Here is a 16,398-nt window from a genome sequence, read left to right on the forward strand (position 1 = left end):
GTCGGCCCCCGTCCACCCCTAGGTTCCTATTCGCAGCGGCATGGGGGCTGGCCCGGAACTGAGCATGCGTCTCCTTGTCAGCGTGATGGCGTGTGATCTCAGCGGTGCGTGACGGTCCTCGGGGAAAGGACACCGGACAATTCCGGCCGACCGTATGCCGTTTCCCCTGGCTGGGCAGAGCGTGTGGGAACTACGTGGGCACAAGATCCTTCTTGTGAAGGCCCTCCAGGACCCGGACCAGGAGTGCCGTGTCGGGTTGTCGGGACTCGACCGCGGCGCGCCCCTCCTCGTACCACCCGCCGAGCGCCTTCTCCCAGGCGATCTCCGCTCTCATGACCTCGACGCGGATCTCCCCCAACACCAGTTCCGCCTCCACGCGGAGCCGAACAAGGTCAGCGGGAGTGATACGCAGAGGCGCGGGGACCATCACCATGTCCGGTTCGTCGGACGGCCGTAAGGGGCCGAAGGAGACTTCGACGCATGCCTCCGGATGCGTATTCCGGGTCAGCTCGCCTTCGGGAAGAAGCCGCAGGGCGATGCGAGGAGCACCCGTTGGCCACCTCATTGCTTGGGTTCCTCGGCCTTGAGACCCAGCTCCGCCCAGACGATCTTGCTGGAACGCTGGCACTCGTAGTTCCAGCGATCGCTCAGGACATCGACAAGTACCAGACCGCGGCCGTCCTCGGAGTCGTCACTGGAGCAAGCCATCCTCGGGATATCGCGAGACCCGTCGACGACCGCGACCCGAACCGAGTCGTCCGTGAGGCGCCATACCGCGACGTGGACCAGGCGGCACCGGGTGTGCTTGATGACGTTGGCAACCAGCTCGGAGACGATCAGCGTGCTCCTGTCTGCGAGGTCGCCGAGCCCCCATATGCTGAGCGCCGCCGCGACAAGCTGCCGAGCACGGCCGACGGACTCGGCCTCGCACTGCATAGTCTCGCTGTACCCGGGCAGGCCGGTCGCGTTCGGTTCGGCGGCGGTCATCGTCACGGAGCCATCTCCTTGGGGTGGGGCCCCGGCCCTGTCGGGGACTCAGGGCCGGGCTCTCTCCATGCCGCTGAGCGCGGGAAATCTTTGGCCCGGCCCGACGGCTGATAACCAGTCAACGACGTTGACGGAACCGCAGGAGACTCCGAGAGGTGACCTCGAGATGGAGTCACCCAGCGGCTGCTGCACGTAGCATCGAGCCAACGCGCAGTAGGGGGACGGCCGATGGACCGCCAGACAACGGACCCGCGCGAAATTGTCGCGGGGATGCTTGATGACGCTCGCTTGCTCGCGGCGTGTGCGGAACGTGACATGGGCGCCCTGTTCCGCCTCCTCAATCACCGAGGTGTCAGCACCCGGCGTCTCGCGTCCGCCGTCGAGATCACCCAGGGGCGGCTCTACGACTACATGAACGGCAAGAGCCGGGTGGAGAAGCTGACGCTGTTCGAGCAGATCGCGGACGCCTTCCACATCCCTGGGCACCTGCTAGGACTGGCCCGACGAGCCTGGGAGCCGCCGACTGTCGAGGCGCAGCGCCAGGACGTGGATCTACCGCCGGACGCGGACGACCTTGCCGCGATGGACGCCTTCCGTACCGCCGACCGTCAGACCGGCGGAGGACGCCTGTACGGGGCGGTCGTGCGGCACCTCGGCGACCGGGTCGCCGCGCGCCTGGTCGACGCCGGCAGCGGGCCGCAGATCTTCGCGGCAGCGGCGGCCCTGACCGAGATGGCCGGCTGGATGGCCCACGACTCGGGCCAGGACGACCTCGCCGCACGCCACTTCGCCCGAGCGCTTCCCCTCGCTCGTACGTCCGGTGACCTGCCGCTTGCCGCCCATGTAGCCGCCAGCAGCAGCCACCTGGCGCTACAGACCGGAGACGCACCCCGAGCGGCCCACTGGGCACAGGCCGGTCTCGACTTCGTCGGCCAAGGACCGAGAATCCCGGCCCTGACGGCCCGGCTGCACACCATGCGCGCTCGTGCCCTGGCCGCCGTATCTCAGTACGTGCCAGCCGCCCGCCCGTTCCCTCGAACAGGCCCTCGGCGCGCTGGATGCCCCCGCGGACTACGAGCACCCGTGGCTGAGCCCTTTCGACGCGGCTGCGCTGGCCAGCGAATCGGCGCTGATACTGCGCGACCTGGAGCAGTATGAAGAGGCGCTGACACAAGCTGAGGACGCGGTTCGGCTCCGGGAGGAGGGCCGGGCTCGTTCTCTGGCCCTGAGCCGCATCACCCTCGCCGGCATCCACGTGCTCCGGAGGGACCTCGACGCCGCAGTGAGCGTCGGTCACGATCTGCTCAGCACAAGCCCCACCCTGGGATCGATCCGTGTCGCACACCAACTCGACGACCTTCGCCGACTTCTGGAGCCTCACACGGGGTACCGGCCGGTACGGGAGTACCTGACGCGGTTCGACGACGCGCGGCGCGCGAGAATGCTGCTGCTCGCCGACATCATCACGCCCAGGGGAGGGATCCCTGCATGAGGCCCACACCCGCCGACCCCGACGCCTGGAACGCGTACCTCGCCGAGGGCAACGCCAAGCAGGCCCGTAAGCGCGTCGCGGCGGATGTGCTCCTTCGCGATCCATCTGGACGCGTGCTGCTCGTGAACCCGACTTACAAGCCGGGCTGGGATCTGCCGGGCGGCATGGCCGAGGCGAATGAGCCCCCGGAGGAGACGGTCAGGCGGGAACTGCGAGAGGAACTGGGCAGGGACATCGACGTACGCGGACTGCTGGTCGTGGACTGGGTCGCACCGCACGGCCCGTGGGATGACCAGATCGCGTTCATCTTCGATGGCGGAACCCTCGACGCCGCTGAGGAACTGCGCCCGCACGACGAGGAACTGTCCGAAGCCCGTTTCGTGACTCTGCACAAGGCACGGGAACTGGTGGGAGCCCGAATGCGACACCGGCTCGATGCCGCTGTGCGCGCACTGGACGAGGGACGGCCGGTGTATCTGCGCGACGGTGCGGCGGTCTGGTGAAACGTGACATCGGTGGGTGCGGGTGCGGGTGCGGGTGCTTACAGCGGGTTCAGGAATGGTTCAGGTCGTCCAGGTTGCCGTGTGCGGGTCGGCGGTAAGGCGAGGGTCTGCGGCCCGGATGCGGTCACCGAGGTCGGCGAAGAGGGCCGGTTTGCCTGTGGCCGTGCGTACGGATGCCAGGCTGAGGCTGTCCGTGTCCAGCGGGTCGTAGTTGGTGTGTTCACATGCGGTCTGGACGGCGAACACGTAGACATCGGCGTTGTTCCCACGCCTGGAGGTAGGCACCGGCGTTCACTTCGATGCGGAGGCTGTCGTCTGTCTCCGCTTGGTGGGATGGATGCAACCAGTCAAATGCGAACGCGGGTGCGATAGGGTGAGTTGATCTTCAGAGGCGACTCGTATGCATGGGGGCGCAGCAGTGGCGACCGATCTGACGCCCGAACTGGCCGAGGCGATCCAGCGTGGCTACGACCGGCGCGACCGGGCGAACATGGCGCCGACGATCGCCTACTTCCAGGCGCTGCTCGCCGAACACCCTGACCACCCAGTCCTCGTATACGAGGTGGGTGGTGCCTACGACACCGCGGGCCAGGAGGAGACCGCCCGCGACTACTACGAGCGGGCGCTCGCTCTCGGCCTCGACGGTGACGTCCTGCGCCGGTGTCTGTGCCAGTACGCCAGCACCCTGCGGTGGCTGGGCGAGCTGGACGAGTCGCTGGCGGTGCTCGACCGCGCCCACAGGGAGTTCCCCGACTCCGACTCCGTACGCGTCTTCCGCGCCCTGACCCTCAACGACGCCCAGCGGTCGGACGAGGCGGTGGCCGAGTTGCTGACCGTCGTCACCGGGCACGCCGAGGTCACCGACCTCGGGCGGTGGGCGGTCGGGCTGCGCGGCCTCGCCCAGTGGCTCGCCGACGGCCGCCCCGAGTAGAAGCGGGCCCGCCCCAGGGGCGGACGACGTTACTTCGGACTCACTCGTCCAAGCCGTGTTGTGCAAATCGATGATAGGCAACGGCCCGGCGAGCCTGAGCGTCTGTGGGTAGGGGGTCTCGGCTTGGGCCGGGCCCGTGCGAGGGGGACGTGTGGGGCTGGGGAAGCAGGACGGTGAGGGGCGAGAGCTGAACGCGTACGAGCGGGTCCTCGCGGAAGACCGTCGTGTCATGCGCGAGATGCTGCGTACGAGTACCGGTGGCGCCCATCTCGGGCTCGTCGTTGCCGTTGTCACGGTGGCATTGTTCGCTGCCTTTGGCGGCGCTCGGTGGGCACTGATCGTCGGTGGGGCGGTTGTGGCCTGGTTCGCCCTGGTCCTCATGGTCGTCGTCCTCCGCGGGCGCCGCCGGTGGACCGCGGCCAGGCGCGCGTACCTCCTGACCTTCGGCTGGGGCAGCTGGATGTGATCACCGGGGCGCTCGGACGCTGTCCCGGACGGCGACCGAAGCGGATCGATCCGCGGCCTGCGCGCGATACCGACCCGGTGTGGTGCCGAACTCCCTCTCGAAGGCGTGTGAGAGCGCGTACGGGCTGCCGTAGCCGACCCGGCCGGCGATGGTGGCCAAGGTGTCCGGGGTGCCGCGGAGCAGGGTGGCGGCGAGGATCACGCGCCACCACGTGAGGTACGTCATCGGAGGGCGGCCGACCAGGGCGGTGAACCGGCGCGCCAGAGTGGGACGGGAGACGCCCGCCTCCGCCGCCAGGCGGTCGATGCTCCACGGCGCGCCCGGGTTCGAGTGCATCGCCCGCAGGGCGGAGGCCGTCACCGGGTCGCCCAGTGCGCCGGGCCACGCTCCGCTGCCGCTCTCGGTCATCCAGGAGCGGATCATATAGACGAGGAGGAGATCGAGCAGGTTCGGGAGCGCGATGCAGGAGCCGGGCTGTCTCTCGTCCAGCTCGCCCGCGAGCAGGTCGATCGCGGCGCGGAGTTCGACATGGCTGCCCACTCGGTGGGGAAGGTGGACGACCTCGGGCAGCTCTGCCATGAGCGGGTGCATGCGGCTGCAGTCGAGCCAGTACGTGCCACAGAGCATCTCGGTCTCGGCGCGATCGGACCGGTCCCGCTGCCCCGTCTCCGCAAGCCACTCCTCGAACGGCACCGCCGTCTCCGCCGCGATCGCCGCGTCGACCGGGGAATCGGCGATCACATGTCCTGTGCCATGAGGGAGCAGCACCGCGTCGCCCACACCGAGGGACACCGGCGCGCCGCCGTCGGCCAGCAGCCAGCCGTGGCCCTTCAGGACGACGTAGAAGCCCGCGCCGTCATAAGGATTCTGCCGCGTGCACCAGCTCCCGCTCACGCGCAGTCGATGGGACCGGGGGTGCCCGAGGTGTACGGCGGAGATCGCGTCGCTCACCACATCCATCCACGCAGGGTATCTCCCCTATGAGGCGTGAGACGGATTCGTATTTCATTGAGCTGGGTGAGCATTGAGAGGATCGTTCGGCGTTCTTAGGGTCGAACGCATGACGAACGAGAACATGGGCGTGCAGAGCATGGTGCTGGGGGATGTCGAGGTCATCCGAGTCGTTGAGTGGCACAAACCGTTCCTGCCCGCCTCCGGCATGTTCCCGGGAGCCGGCGCCGGTGTCTGGAAGGCCAACGAGGACTGGCTGGCACCGGACCACTGGGAGCCGGAGAGCGACATGGTGGTGCTCGCGTTGCAGAGCTGGGTGCTGCGCAGCGGTGGGCGGACCGTCCTGGTCGATACCGGAGCGGGCAACGGGCGCGAGCGACCGGGCATGGGCCCGTTCCACCACTCCCAGGGTGACTTCCTCGGCCTCCTGGCGAGCGCCGGTGTCCGCCCGCGGGATGTCGACATCGTCGTCAACACCCATCTCCACGTCGATCACGTCGGCTGGAACACCGTTGACATGGACGGGCATTGCGCGCCGACGTTTCCCCACGCCGCATATCTCATCCCCGCCGCGGACGATTTCCACTACGGTCCGGACAACGCGTACGGCAACGGCGTGCGGGAGGTCGACCGCCTGATCTACGAGGACAGCATCGCGCCCGTCCACCGGGCCGGACAGGCGGTGCTGTGGGACGGCCTCCACCGTATCGACGAACATCTCACCCTGGAGTCCGCGCCCGGTCACACTCCCGGCTCGTCGGTGCTGCGACTCGTGTCCGGGAGCGACCGGGCAGTCTTCGTCGGAGACCTGCTGCACAGCCCGGTGCAGATCCTCGACCCCTGCTGCAACAGCAACGCCTGCCTGGCCCCGGAGCAGGCGGTGGCCAGCCGCCGTCGGATTCTCGGGCGGGCGGCTGATGAACGGGAGTTGCTCGTCCCCGCGCACTTCGGTGGTACGGGTGCCCTGGAAGTCCGACGGGAGAGCGATGGATTCGCCCTCGGCCCATGGGCGACAGCCGGCCCGGTGAAGAGCGCGTCGGCCAGGGCATCGGATGAGGGCGGCGTCAGCTCACCCATCCCTCCTGCCGGTACGAGGCCAGCTTCTCCGAGGTGAGCGTCCGGAGATCGTCGACGCAGCCGTAGTGCATGGCGATGGTCACAGCGCAGCGCACCACGTCGAGAATCTCCTTGGTGAGGTCGCCGACGTCCGGTTCGCCGTGGCGCTCGCGCTTGACGCCCATGCCCTCCAAGTGGTTGATCTGCTGGGCGACTTCGCCTGTCTCCTCGGCCAGGCGGGAGACGAGGTGGAAGATGTCGTTGTGGCGGGGGAAGCGCTCGATCGCCCCGGCGGCGATGCGTTCCACTTCGTCCAGCCAGTCGGCTTCAGGCTTCGGCACGTGGGCTCCAAGGATGATCGAGGGAGGAGGGCGGCGGTAGGTATGAGGAGAGAGTAGGGGAGGGGAGTGGCCCGGCTGTCACCCCGTCACCCCGTCACCCCGTCGCCCCGGCCGCTCCCGTGAGCCGGTGCAGCCTCCGGCTCAGCCGTTCCCTTTCGCTGTTCAGCGCGGCACGCGTCCTGGGCGCGACCCGTCCGGCGAGCGAGTCGAGCCGGTACAACTCGTCGCGGAGCAGGGCCGGTTCATCGCACTGCTCGCGGCGCTCCCGGTCCATCAAGGTGCTCCAGCACAACCGGACCTCACGGCCGTCGGCGTACCGTACCGTGCGGTGGCGGCGCCCCTCGAAGCCCCAGTTCGTGTACTCGCCCGGCCCGGAGCGGACCAGGAACAGCGGCGCCGTGGTCGCGTCCACCCCCATCGCGCTCTCGTTGAACTCGCTGACCAGCACGAATCCGGTGTACATCACCTTGTTGATGCCGCCCTGGAACATCTCATGGACGTTGGTGCCCTTCACGAACACGCAGTGTGCCTCGTCCAGGGCCCGCGCCAGCTCCGGGGACACCTTGCGCAGATTGGCCGTCGCCATGCTCGGGCCGGTGGTGCAGACGTCCGCGGCCCGCAACCGGTTGACGCCGAGCGCCCGCAGGCGCGGCGAGTCGAGCAGGCGCAGCACCAGCGTGGCGTCGGCGTCCGTGTAGCAGGGCAGGGATTTGGGCACCAGGGTGAGCTGGAGCCGGGGGTTGGCGGCCACGAGGCGGTCGAGCAGCAGGAGGTCGATCACCGTCTCGGCGCAGTCGTCGAAGAACCACACCAACCGGCATGGTCGGTCGAGTACTTCGGTACGGAATGCCTCCCAGTGGTCCACCTGCGGCGGGCGTTCGGCCAGCTCCCGGTACTTCGGCCACAACTCCCGTGCCACCACGGCGGGGTCACCCGAGGAGCCCACGGGCAGGGCGGTCCCGGGGCCGGGCGTGCGCAGCTTCTGCCCGGCGCCGACGAGTCCGGCGGCGAGGCTGTAGCGCAGCAGGGCGGCCAGGTCCTGTCCACATCTGCCGGCGACCAACGAGGCCAGTTCCAGGGCGACCTGGACGGAGCGGTGCGCGTACGTCCGGTGCGTGACGACCGGTGCCCCTACGTCGCCAAATACGCAGTGCGCGATGACGCGGTCCACCACCGATGGCACCTCCTGGTTGGCCAGCGTCCGCGCTACCGGTGCCCCCGCGACGGAGTGTTCGAGCAGCCGCATGGTCTGTGCGTGGCAGAAGGCGACGACGGCGGGATCCGCGTCCCCGCCGTCGGCGGGCGACGCCACCCGTCGCAGCTTCCCCGCGATCACCCCGGAGAGCCACGGGCCGAACTCGCTCTCCGAAGGGCCCAGCAGGACCTCGCCGTTCATCCGCTCGGCCGCCGTGAAGCCGTCGGGCACGAAGTCCGTACGTGACAGCAGCCGCCGCCACGCCCCACTGCCCCGGGAGTCGTCGCACAGCAGCCGTTCCACCAGGTGTGCGTCGCTCAGATCGAGCGCGTTCAATGGCCCGGCAAGCGACGCGAGTTGGGGTGCTAGCACGTCTGCTCCCGGTCGCTGAGGACCGTCACCCCGGCGGGTGAGATCTCCACCGTCATTCCGTCGCGCAGTCCCGCGGCACCGGCCGACACGATCGCCGGGACTCCGCGTTCGCGCAGCACGATAGCGGTGTGGCACAGGAGGTTGCCGCGCCGGAAGACGAAGCCCGCCGCGAGATCCACCAGCGGGATGAGCCCCGCCGACGGGTACTCGGCCACCACGATGACGTCCGTGGCGCGGCTGACCGCGTCGACGGCGGCGGTGATCCGGGCGTCCGCCATGACCGCGGCGTTGTCCGTGCCGGAGCCGACGACGCTGACTTCCAGCGCGCGGGCCGCCTCGTCGAGGTCCCCGAGGTCCGGCAGGTGGAGGACCGTACCCGAGGCGACTCCGCCGGAGATCAGCTGCCCGCCGGGGGCCGAGGGCGCGTCGAGACGGCCGCCTTCGAGGCTGACGTCGCGGATCATGGCGCGGCCGTCATCGGTGTACCACTCGACACGCGCCTCCCCCAGGGACTCGCACAGGGCGCGGGTGACGCGGGCGATGTCCAGGACCTCGGTGTTGGACCGGTCGAAGACGTACGGGGGTGTGTCCTCCGGATGCCACCACCAGCCCTCGCCCGGCTCGATGCGGCACCGGCGCGCGAATGTGGCGATGTGCTCGCGGGCCACCTTCCCGGCGGGCGAGACGGTGAACACCGACGGGACGAGCCCGCCCTCCTTGATGCCCGGGAGTCCGGCGGGGAACGCCTCGATGACAACGGTCCCGTCACTGAGCACGGCGGAGAAGCCGGACGCCTCGGCCGGCACGATCTCGCCGATGTGCGCCGCGCAGTAGGCGGGGTCGTCCAGTGGGTTGCGCTCGTGCCCGCGCTTGAGGTGGAGTGCGAGCTCCGCCAGCGGCGCGACGGTGCCGGTGCCGCGCGCGGCCCAGTTGATCTGGACGTACTCGGTGCGCAGATGACCGGCGAGTTCGTCCGCCAGGCGCCGCGTGTCCTCCGGGCGGTAGACGACATACGCTTCGCGGTACGTGGGCACGTCGAGAGCCGCGCACTGCCGCCGCAGCCAGATGTGCTTCATCAGGGCGCCTTCGAAGCGCCGTCGGCACAGGCCGAGGCCGACGTCGTGCAGCGCGCCGACGTCGGAGTCGGGCCACCAGGCGGCCGCCGGAGCGCGAGTGGCGGTGGTGGTGTGCGTGATCGGCCGGGCCTGGAGCGTGTGCAGATGGCCGTCGCTCCATACCCACTCGATGTCGAGCGGCCGGCCGAAGAGCTGTTCGCCTCGCTCGGCAAGGGAGTTGAGCGATTCCCGGAGGGCGCGCGGCAGTGTGACACCGGATTCGTCGTCACCGGCGGTGAGAGCGACGCGTCCGCCGTTCGCGCGCCCCGACGTGGTGTCGGTCGCGTTGCCCCAGGCGACATCGGTGATCGGCCCGTCGGCGTGGGTGACTGGATCCCGGGTGAACAGCACGCCGTGCGCGTCGGGCCGTACCCAGGACTGGAGGAAAGCGGCGTACTCACCGGGCAGTTGACCGCGTGCGTACGCCACGACACGGGCCGAGTACAGCGCCGCCCAGCAGCGGCCGAGCGCCGCGAGCACGTCCGGCACGGACTCCAGTGGGCCCTCGGACTCGAAGACCCCGGCATAGGACAGCCCGGCGCCGTCCTCCACCGGAACCGACGAGCGCACCATCACCGGGCCCGCCGTGAGCAGCCGCCGCGCCGCCTCGCTCACCTCCGCGACCAGGTCGCCGGGCCACGGTGTGCGCGTCAGGGCGCGGCGGATGAGTTCCAGGGAGCGGCCCGTGCCGGTCGGGTTCGCGCCGAGGTCGCGCAGATGGTGCTCGACCAACCGGCCGATGTCCGTGCGCGACGCCACCTCGGCGAACCAGCGCGAGGTCACGCAGACGCCGTCCGGCACCGAGAGGCCGGCCCCGTGCAGACGGGCCAGGGCCCCTGCCTTCGCGCCGGTCAGCGGCGCCGGGAACTCGTCGGCTCGATACAGCGGTACGACTCTGTCCTGCTTCACCTTGACTCCTGTCTTCTTGTGTCCTCCGCCCCGGCCTGTGCCGGACGTCAGCCGGCGCTCCGCAGATCGACGCGGAGCGGCGCGCCGGACTCGCCGGTCGCCTCGTAGACCTTGAACTCGTACATGTCGATGACCCGGACGCTGCCGTCGGGATAGATGCCGTACTGGTGGTGCGTGCGGGCCTCCGAGGTCGGCTTGAACCGCTTGCCGTCCCGGCCCTTGATGCTGAGCGCGTTCACGACCGGGCTGTCCCCGACGTACGAGCCCAGGTCGTAGATGTCCTTCGCCGACACGCGCCGCGGATCGGCCAGGGCCTTCTCCGACTCGCCGGGGCGCAGCCCGGCCAGCTCCAGTGCACGGGCCATGAACTGGAGCGCTTCTTCGTGCCGGTCCGCCGTCGATTTGAGGTTGATGCGGAACCGCAGCCCCGTGGGGTCCTCCATGCGGGTGGAGCCCAGGTCCCACAGCGGCGCGAGCGTCGCGATGTCCTCGGCGACGCTGTGCAGATAGCGCTCGCTGCCCCAGCCCGCGTCACAGGGCGTGACGGTCAGCTTGACCTGCGAGACGACCTCGGGCGCCGCGGCGACCTCGCGCAGCGCGGTCCGCGCGAACCGCTTGTTCTCGCTGCCGTTGGTCACCAAGTACAGTCCCTGACCCAGGTGTTCGCGCCAGACGCGGGCGACGTCGAACGTGGTCCGGGTGGTCCCGCCGTCCCTGACGTGGTAGTCGAGCGGATCACTGATCCGCCAGGAGGCGATGCTGCGCCGCGGGGTGATGCCGCGGTCCTGGAACGCCTCGCCGACGTCGCGTGCGAGCCGCGTCAGGGTCGCGAAGGGGGTCATCTCCACGGGACGTGTGTCGCCGAAGGCGGGGCAGTGTGTGCAGTTGCGGCGGCAGCGGTCGTTCGCGTGGAGGAAGCCGAGTCCCTCCAGGACCTCGTCGAGTACGCCTTCCTCGATCAGCGGGGTCAGTGATGCGTAGGCCATGGCGGTGCACCTTTCACGTGGTACGGGGGGAGTGGGGAAGAGGACGGACCGGACCCTGTGGTGCGGGCAGGTCGAGGAGGTGGAACTGGCCGGGGGACAGGTGCGCGCGGTGCGAACGCCAGGTCTCGGCGAGGTCCCAGCCATTGGCCTGTGCCGTCAGGACGGTGAGCGTGACCGCGTGGGACACGACGATCGCCGGTCGTCCGTCGTCGGTGATCAGCCGCAGTACCCGGGCCACCCGGACGGCGACGTCGGCGAGCCCCTCCCCGCCGGGCAGCGGGCGCATCGGGTCCCGCTGCCAGCGGCTGTACGCGGCCTCGCCCGCGGGGCCCGTGGAGGTGGACCGTCCGCGCAGCTCGCCCCAGTCGAGTTCGCGCAGCTCCGGTCGCGGTGTGACACGCAGGTCCGGGGCGATCAAGTCCCTGAGCAGGGCCGCGGTCTGGTGGGCGCGCTGGGCGTCGCTGCTGTGGATGACCTCGGGGCGGAAGCCCGAGGCGGCGATGCGCCGTGCGGTGAGCGTGACCTGCTCGCGGCCGGTCGCGTCCAGCGGTACGGCGGAGGAGAGCGGGAAGCGCGCCTGCGCGTTGGCCCGCGTACGTCCGTGCCTGACCAGGATCAGACGCACGGCTCGCCTCCTTGCCGTGTCGGACCGACGCCGGTGGCGGCCACCGCGCGGAGCGGTCGCAGGGCTCCGTCGCGCGCCAGGTGGTCACGGATCTCCTGGGCGACCCACTCGATGGGGGCGCTCGCGTCGAAGTCGGCCACGGGCGCCCCTGCGCGCGCGATCTCGGCCAGGGCGGGGAGGGTCTGCTCGACGTAGACGTCCGCCTTCCGCTTCATCCGGGTGAGGTCGCGCGGGGTCGGCCGGCCCGCGCCCGTGGGCGCCGCCCGGGAGAGCTGGCGGCGCAGCGAGAAGCCCAGCGGGTCGTCGCCCGGAGGACGGAGGTGAAACACCGTCAGCTTCTCGACGGGCAGGCCGCTCGTAAGCAGGAGGCGGGCCTGCTCGCGTCCGCGCGGCACGCTGTCGAGCACGATCGGTTCGCTCCCGGCGACCCTGTCGGCCAGTTCCATGAGCACACGGTCGAGTTCCGCGGGCATCAGCTCGCCCCGGTCGGCCCGCGCGTGCGCGGCCTCGCGCACCCGGGCCACGCGCGTCCGCTCCCGCGGTGTGAGGCGGGCGTCGACGGCGCGGTCGCCGCGCAGCAGCGCGGGCACCGACGCGCACAGGACCGGGGCGCCCCAGACCTCGCCCAAGGCCGCGCCGAGGCGCGCGGCCTGCGTGGTCTTCCCCGACCCGGGCGGGCCGACCAGGCTGTAGGCGATCGCAGTGCTCATGGGCGGCATCTCTCTGCTGGAAGCGGTGGGGAGTCGGGACGGAAGCGGTGGGGAGTCGGGACGGGAGCGGTGGGGAGTCGGGACGGGAGCGGTGGGGAGTCGGGACGGGAACGGGCGTCGGCGGAGGGGGAGCGGACCTCAGCGGAGGGTGAGGGTGCCGGCGCGGACCTGATGGCGGAGTGACCCGGTGAGCGTCAGCCAGCCGATCGCGCCCCACAGGAGCAGCACCCCGCACTCCGCGAGGACAGCGGTGAGCGGAACGCCGTCACCGGCCACGGCCGAACGCATCGCCCGCAGACCGTGCGTGGCCGGGAGCACCGAGGCGACGGCGCCGAAACTCCCTTGCGGGGGCTCCGTGTTGACCCCGGCGAGCGTCATCAGCAGGATCGTCGTCCCGGCCGTCAGATACATGCGGCACTCCGGCCACCGCAGGCTCACCCCCGCGAGGGCGAGGGCCAGGCTGTAGCCGCTGAGCGTGATCAGCGCCTGGAGCAGGAAGCAGACGGGCAGGACCAGCGGGCCGATCTCGACCCCCACCAGCCAGCGCAGCACGACGAGGGCGAAGCACGAGGCGACGATGGCGTCGGCGGCCCAGTACAGCCCCCGCGACATCAGCACGGGGAACGGGCCGTTGCGGCTGAGCAGCAGGAACTGGAGCGTTCCGCCCCGGCGTTCACCCACACTGGAGGACACGACGCCGAGCGCGCCGAGCGGTCCCAGGATCACCGCGTTGCCCAGTGCCATGTAGCGCTGCGCGCCGTCCGAGCCGATCGCCTGGCCCACCATCGAGAAGAACAGGACCTGGCACAGCAGCCGTGCCATCCAGCCGAACAGCCACGAGCGCCAGGTGTAGAGGGCGCGGTAGTCCTGGTAGCCGCTCAGCAGTCCGTAACCGATCTGGTGGAGCAGCGCCGTGACGTCACGCATAGAGCCTGGCCTCCCCTCGCCGGGCCCGTGACAGCGCGCGCCGCAGCAGGAACACACCCACGGTCAGTTGGAGGGCCGACAGGACGATCAGGGCCGAGAAGTGGGACCAGCGGCCGTGTCCGGACCCGCTCATCGCGTCACGGAGCAGCTGGGCCCCGTGGGAGAGGAAGAACAGCCGCGCGATCCATTCGAAGGGAGCCGGCAGGGCGGTGACGGGGAGGATGAGGCCGCCGAGAATGTAGAAGGGGTAGGTCAGAGCGTTCTGCAGGAGGCGCCCCAGGGGTACGAGGATCATGAGCGCGCAGACCAGGAGAGCCGATCCCGCGGTGCCGACGACGAGCAGCAGCGTGGCCGCGAGCGCGGTGAGGGGCTCGTGCACGGGCAGCGGGAAGCCGAAGCCGATCCGGCCGATCGCGATGACCTCCACCAGGACGGGCACGCTCAGCGCGGTGATGGTGCAGACCCGCGTCACCAGGGAGCGCACATAGGCGTCCGGGGTGAGCAGCGACGGCTCCAGGGTGCCGTCCCAGCGGTCGTTGTCGACGACTTCCGCCGCCACGAACATCGCCTGTGACCACATGCTCATCGAGAACGCGGTCAGCGCCACGGTGGTGGCCAGCTCCGGCGCCCCGTACGAGCGCACAGTGGTGAAGAAGACGACCGCGAACAGCGGGACGATGAACAGCGTGGCCAGCAGGCGCGGGGAACGCGTCAGAAGCAGCCACTGCAGGTGCACGAAGGCGGCCATCAGAGGGCGAACTCCCGGTCCTCGATGATGGACCGGTACACCTCGGCCAGGGTGGGCGCGGCCACCGACAGCTCACGCACGCCCGCGGCGGTCAGTACCCGGAGCACCTCGGACAGCGCGCCGTCCTCCGTGATCCGGAGCGTCACGAACCCCTCCGGCGTCGGCCCGTCCACGGTGACGCCCGGGACGCGCGCGACGGTCTCGGCGGCGCCCGCCGGCACCCCGCCCGCGGTCACGGTCCGCGGCGTGTCAAGGCCGGTGAGCAGGTCCTTCGGCGCGCCCTCCCGCAGGACGCGGCCGTGGTCGATCAGGGCGACCCGCGAGCACAGCGCCTGCGCCTCCTGCATGTCGTGGGTGGCGAGGAGCACGGTGGAGCCGCCGTCGCGCAGCTCCTCGACAAGCCCGCGGAAGCCCTGCGCGGCATGGGGGTCCATGCCGCTGGTCGGCTCGTCCATGATGAGCACGCGCGGGTCGCGGAGCAGCGCGCGGGCCAGATGGACCCGCTGCACCATGCCGCGCGAGTACGTCTCCACCCTGCCGTCGGCACGTTCGGTGAGACCGAGGCGCTCCAGCAGCTCGTCGGCCCGCTCGCGGCAACGGCTGCCGGTGAGGCCCTGCATGGCGCCCCAGTAACGGAGGTTCTGACGGGCCGTCAGGCGTCCGTAGAGCCCGCGTTCACCGCCGAGTACGAGGCCGATACGCTCCCGCACCCTGGGCGCGTCGCGCACCACGTCGAGGCCGTCCACACGAGCCGAGCCGCTCGTGGGCAGCAGCAGCGTCGTGAGGATCCGCGACAGCGTGGTCTTGCCCGCGCCGTTGGGCCCGAGGAGCCCCACGACCTCGCCTTCCTCCGCGCGCAGGCTGACCCCGTCCAGCGCGGTGACCTCGGCGCCCTTGCGGCCGCGGAACCGGCGGGTGAGGTCCCGGACGTCGACGGTGCTCATGGCCGCGCCCCGTCCAGGGCGCGCAGCCGCCGGAGTTCGACCAGCGCCGCCTCGTAGGAGGCGGGGTCCACGAGCTCCGTCCCGACCATCAGGAAGTCGCCCACCGGGCACAGCAGCAGGACGCCGTCGGCGAACGCGTGGAAGCGCACCCCGGTGTCCGGGCCGGGCGTCGGCCCGGCCGGCAGTCGCAGGCCGTGCAGCGCACGGCCACCGTTCAGACAGGGTTCCCGGGTCCAGGCGCGCTCGGCTTCGCCGGGGGTGGCCTCGCGGGCGTGCCGTTCCGCCATCTCACGCGCGGCGGGGTCTCGCAGCAGGGCCAGGAGACGGTCGTTGGCCGCGCTCGACAGCGCGCGGGCGCGGTGCAGCGCCTCGCTCAGCCGCAGCAGCTCCGGCGCGAGCCGGTAGCGCTCGGCGGCCTCGGCGAGCACCTTCGGGGGCGGGCAGCCGGGGCTGTTCAGAGTGAGTGCCAGGTCGAGGGCGTCCTTGACGCTGAACGGCCGCTGGAACGCCTCCTCCGCGATGGCCAGAAGGTCGCTGGTGACCTGGTCCCGCGGCGGTTCGGCGCGCACCGGCACCACGTCCGGCTCACCGGGATAGGCGAAGGTCACCAACTCGACGCGGTGATCGGGATCGAGGACCGGGTCCTGCGATGGCCAGCGCAGCACCACGACCCAGTGCACGTGCGCCCCGCTGCCCAGCACCGTCACACCGACGTCGCTCACCGGGCGGGTGCGCAGCACCGTTGCCACGGCCCGCCACAGCGCGGCCTCGTCCGGTACGTACGCGTCCAGGTCACCGCTGGGGCGCAGCACCCCGCTCGGGTAACGCGCCGCCAGCGACGGGCCCTTGAGGACGCGGACCCCGGGCACGTCGGCCGCCAGGAGCGCCGCGAGCTCGCGGTAGTCGTCGACGCGGACCCGCATGCGGCGCAGTTCGTCCCGGGCGCCGCTGCCGAGGACAGCGCCCTGACCGGCGGCGACGGAAAGGACCAGGGGAGCCAGGTGGCCGCGCAGCGAGCGGGCGGCGCGGACGAGATCCCGCAGCGGCTCCTGCGGATCCACACCCAGGGCGCCGTAGAAGAGGTCCACCGTGAGCGGGGACGGGGCGGCCGGAGGCGAGTCGGGAGGCGAGTCGGTCATA

General features: G+C 70.9%; 20 protein-coding genes. 5 read left to right on the forward strand and 15 right to left on the reverse strand.

Translation table 11 applies throughout. The features are described 5' to 3' along the window. Positions 1-190: 190 nt before the first annotated feature. The 3 genes from ACFRKB_RS35365 to ACFRKB_RS35375 all read right to left on the reverse strand — a co-directional run bounded on the left by ACFRKB_RS35365 (position 191) and on the right by ACFRKB_RS35375 (position 1,851). Entirely contained in the window at positions 191-565 is a 375-nt protein-coding gene (locus tag ACFRKB_RS35365; protein WP_383110713.1) for a hypothetical protein, read from the reverse strand. Then, positions 562-987 carry an ATP-binding protein gene (locus tag ACFRKB_RS35370; protein WP_383110760.1) on the reverse strand — a complete coding sequence of 142 codons (426 nt, stop codon included), beginning with the start codon at positions 985-987 and terminating at the stop codon, positions 562-564. Before ACFRKB_RS35370 ends, ACFRKB_RS35365 begins: the two co-directional genes overlap by 4 nt. Before the next feature lie 552 nt (positions 988-1,539). Continuing rightward, positions 1,540-1,851, reverse strand: a complete 312-nt coding sequence (locus tag ACFRKB_RS35375; RefSeq protein WP_383110714.1) for a hypothetical protein — start codon at positions 1,849-1,851, stop codon at positions 1,540-1,542. 121 nt (positions 1,852-1,972) lie between these two features. Between ACFRKB_RS35375 and ACFRKB_RS35380 the strand changes: the two genes are divergently transcribed. Both ACFRKB_RS35380 and ACFRKB_RS35385 read left to right on the forward strand, forming a co-directional pair. After that, complete coding sequence (locus ACFRKB_RS35380; protein WP_383110715.1) at positions 1,973-2,479, forward strand: hypothetical protein; 507 nt, start codon at positions 1,973-1,975, stop codon at positions 2,477-2,479. Beyond that, complete coding sequence (locus ACFRKB_RS35385) at positions 2,476-2,982, forward strand: NUDIX domain-containing protein (protein WP_383110716.1); 507 nt, start codon at positions 2,476-2,478, stop codon at positions 2,980-2,982. The genes ACFRKB_RS35380 and ACFRKB_RS35385 overlap by 4 nt, the downstream gene beginning before the upstream one ends. A gap of 60 nt (positions 2,983-3,042) precedes the next feature. Here the strand turns inward: ACFRKB_RS35385 and ACFRKB_RS35390 are convergent, their stop codons facing one another. Further along, complete coding sequence (locus ACFRKB_RS35390; RefSeq protein ID WP_383110717.1) at positions 3,043-3,267, reverse strand: hypothetical protein; 225 nt, start codon at positions 3,265-3,267, stop codon at positions 3,043-3,045. 133 nt (positions 3,268-3,400) lie between these two features. Here ACFRKB_RS35390 and ACFRKB_RS35395 point away from each other — a divergent pair, with 133 nt between their 5' ends. Further along, positions 3,401-3,913 carry a tetratricopeptide repeat protein gene (locus tag ACFRKB_RS35395; protein ID WP_383110718.1) on the forward strand — a complete coding sequence of 171 codons (513 nt, stop codon included), beginning with the start codon at positions 3,401-3,403 and terminating at the stop codon, positions 3,911-3,913. A 151-nt stretch (positions 3,914-4,064) separates the two neighbouring features. Continuing rightward, positions 4,065-4,379: a hypothetical protein gene (locus tag ACFRKB_RS35400; RefSeq protein WP_383110719.1), complete on the forward strand. Its 315-nt coding sequence runs from the start codon at positions 4,065-4,067 to the stop codon at positions 4,377-4,379. Here ACFRKB_RS35400 and ACFRKB_RS35405 read toward each other — a convergent pair whose 3' ends face one another. Beyond that, positions 4,380-5,339 carry an AraC family transcriptional regulator gene (locus ACFRKB_RS35405; RefSeq protein ID WP_383110720.1) on the reverse strand — a complete coding sequence of 320 codons (960 nt, stop codon included), beginning with the start codon at positions 5,337-5,339 and terminating at the stop codon, positions 4,380-4,382. It lies immediately after the preceding gene. A 100-nt stretch (positions 5,340-5,439) separates the two neighbouring features. On the opposite strand from ACFRKB_RS35405, the gene ACFRKB_RS35410 reads away from it, so the two are divergent. Then, on the forward strand, positions 5,440-6,444 hold the full coding sequence (locus ACFRKB_RS35410) for an MBL fold metallo-hydrolase (RefSeq protein WP_383110721.1): 1,005 nt from the start codon (positions 5,440-5,442) through the stop codon (positions 6,442-6,444). Here the strand turns inward: ACFRKB_RS35410 and ACFRKB_RS35415 are convergent. The 10 genes from ACFRKB_RS35415 to ACFRKB_RS35460 form a co-directional block, all read right to left on the reverse strand. Further along, the gene (locus ACFRKB_RS35415) at positions 6,395-6,727 is read right to left on the reverse strand and encodes a nucleoside triphosphate pyrophosphohydrolase family protein (protein WP_383110722.1); all 333 of its coding nucleotides are present in this window, start codon (positions 6,725-6,727) and stop codon (positions 6,395-6,397) included. The genes ACFRKB_RS35410 and ACFRKB_RS35415 overlap by 50 nt on opposite strands. Positions 6,728-6,821: 94 nt before the next feature. After that, positions 6,822-8,294, reverse strand: a complete 1,473-nt coding sequence (locus ACFRKB_RS35420; RefSeq protein ID WP_383110723.1) for an ARMT1-like domain-containing protein — start codon at positions 8,292-8,294, stop codon at positions 6,822-6,824. Continuing rightward, positions 8,288-10,318: a PEP/pyruvate-binding domain-containing protein gene (locus tag ACFRKB_RS35425; protein ID WP_383110724.1), complete on the reverse strand. Its 2,031-nt coding sequence runs from the start codon at positions 10,316-10,318 to the stop codon at positions 8,288-8,290. Before ACFRKB_RS35425 ends, ACFRKB_RS35420 begins: the two co-directional genes overlap by 7 nt. Positions 10,319-10,365: 47 nt before the next feature. Then, positions 10,366-11,304 (reverse strand): hypothetical protein, encoded by a 939-nt coding sequence (locus ACFRKB_RS35430; RefSeq protein WP_383110725.1) that lies wholly within the window; start codon positions 11,302-11,304, stop codon positions 10,366-10,368. 13 nt (positions 11,305-11,317) lie between these two features. Further along, the gene (locus ACFRKB_RS35435) at positions 11,318-11,929 is read right to left on the reverse strand and encodes a histidine phosphatase family protein (RefSeq protein ID WP_383110726.1); all 612 of its coding nucleotides are present in this window, start codon (positions 11,927-11,929) and stop codon (positions 11,318-11,320) included. Further along, positions 11,920-12,639, reverse strand: coding sequence for a nucleoside/nucleotide kinase family protein (locus tag ACFRKB_RS35440; RefSeq protein WP_383110727.1), 720 nt, complete (start codon positions 12,637-12,639; stop codon positions 11,920-11,922). Before ACFRKB_RS35440 ends, ACFRKB_RS35435 begins: the two co-directional genes overlap by 10 nt. A 138-nt stretch (positions 12,640-12,777) precedes the next feature. Beyond that, positions 12,778-13,566, reverse strand: a complete 789-nt coding sequence (locus tag ACFRKB_RS35445; protein WP_383110728.1) for a hypothetical protein — start codon at positions 13,564-13,566, stop codon at positions 12,778-12,780. Next, a complete protein-coding gene (locus ACFRKB_RS35450; protein WP_383110729.1) occupies positions 13,559-14,314 on the reverse strand; it encodes an ABC transporter permease in 756 nt (251 codons plus the stop codon). The genes ACFRKB_RS35445 and ACFRKB_RS35450 overlap by 8 nt, the downstream gene beginning before the upstream one ends. Continuing rightward, the gene (locus ACFRKB_RS35455) at positions 14,314-15,258 is read right to left on the reverse strand and encodes an ABC transporter ATP-binding protein (protein WP_383110730.1); all 945 of its coding nucleotides are present in this window, start codon (positions 15,256-15,258) and stop codon (positions 14,314-14,316) included. Before ACFRKB_RS35455 ends, ACFRKB_RS35450 begins: the two co-directional genes overlap by 1 nt. Then, complete coding sequence (locus tag ACFRKB_RS35460; protein WP_383110731.1) at positions 15,255-16,397, reverse strand: nucleotidyltransferase family protein; 1,143 nt, start codon at positions 16,395-16,397, stop codon at positions 15,255-15,257. The genes ACFRKB_RS35455 and ACFRKB_RS35460 overlap by 4 nt, the downstream gene beginning before the upstream one ends. Position 16,398: the final 1 nt, after the last annotated feature.

This window comes from Streptomyces scopuliridis, from assembly GCF_042790125.1.
GTDB lineage: Bacteria > Actinomycetota > Actinomycetes > Streptomycetales > Streptomycetaceae > Streptomyces > Streptomyces scopuliridis_A.

Bases quoted from the DNA above. Each gene is read 5' to 3' on its own strand.
- ACFRKB_RS35365 (WP_383110713.1), bottom strand. From the start codon at position 565: ATGAGGTGGCCAACGGGTGCTCCTCGCATCGCCCTGCGGCTTCTTCCC.
- ACFRKB_RS35370 (WP_383110760.1), bottom strand. From the start codon at position 987: ATGACCGCCGCCGAACCGAACGCGACCGGCCTGCCCGGGTACAGCGAG.
- ACFRKB_RS35385 (WP_383110716.1), top strand. From the start codon at position 2,476: ATGAGGCCCACACCCGCCGACCCCGACGCCTGGAACGCGTACCTCGCC.
- ACFRKB_RS35405 (WP_383110720.1), bottom strand. From the start codon at position 5,339: ATGGATGTGGTGAGCGACGCGATCTCCGCCGTACACCTCGGGCACCCC.
- ACFRKB_RS35410 (WP_383110721.1), top strand. From the start codon at position 5,440: ATGACGAACGAGAACATGGGCGTGCAGAGCATGGTGCTGGGGGATGTC.
- ACFRKB_RS35430 (WP_383110725.1), bottom strand. From the start codon at position 11,304: ATGGCCTACGCATCACTGACCCCGCTGATCGAGGAAGGCGTACTCGAC.
- ACFRKB_RS35440 (WP_383110727.1), bottom strand. From the start codon at position 12,639: ATGAGCACTGCGATCGCCTACAGCCTGGTCGGCCCGCCCGGGTCGGGG.
- ACFRKB_RS35445 (WP_383110728.1), bottom strand. From the start codon at position 13,566: ATGCGTGACGTCACGGCGCTGCTCCACCAGATCGGTTACGGACTGCTG.
- ACFRKB_RS35450 (WP_383110729.1), bottom strand. From the start codon at position 14,314: ATGGCCGCCTTCGTGCACCTGCAGTGGCTGCTTCTGACGCGTTCCCCG.
- ACFRKB_RS35455 (WP_383110730.1), bottom strand. From the start codon at position 15,258: ATGAGCACCGTCGACGTCCGGGACCTCACCCGCCGGTTCCGCGGCCGC.
- ACFRKB_RS35460 (WP_383110731.1), bottom strand. From the start codon at position 16,397: ATGACCGACTCGCCTCCCGACTCGCCTCCGGCCGCCCCGTCCCCGCTC.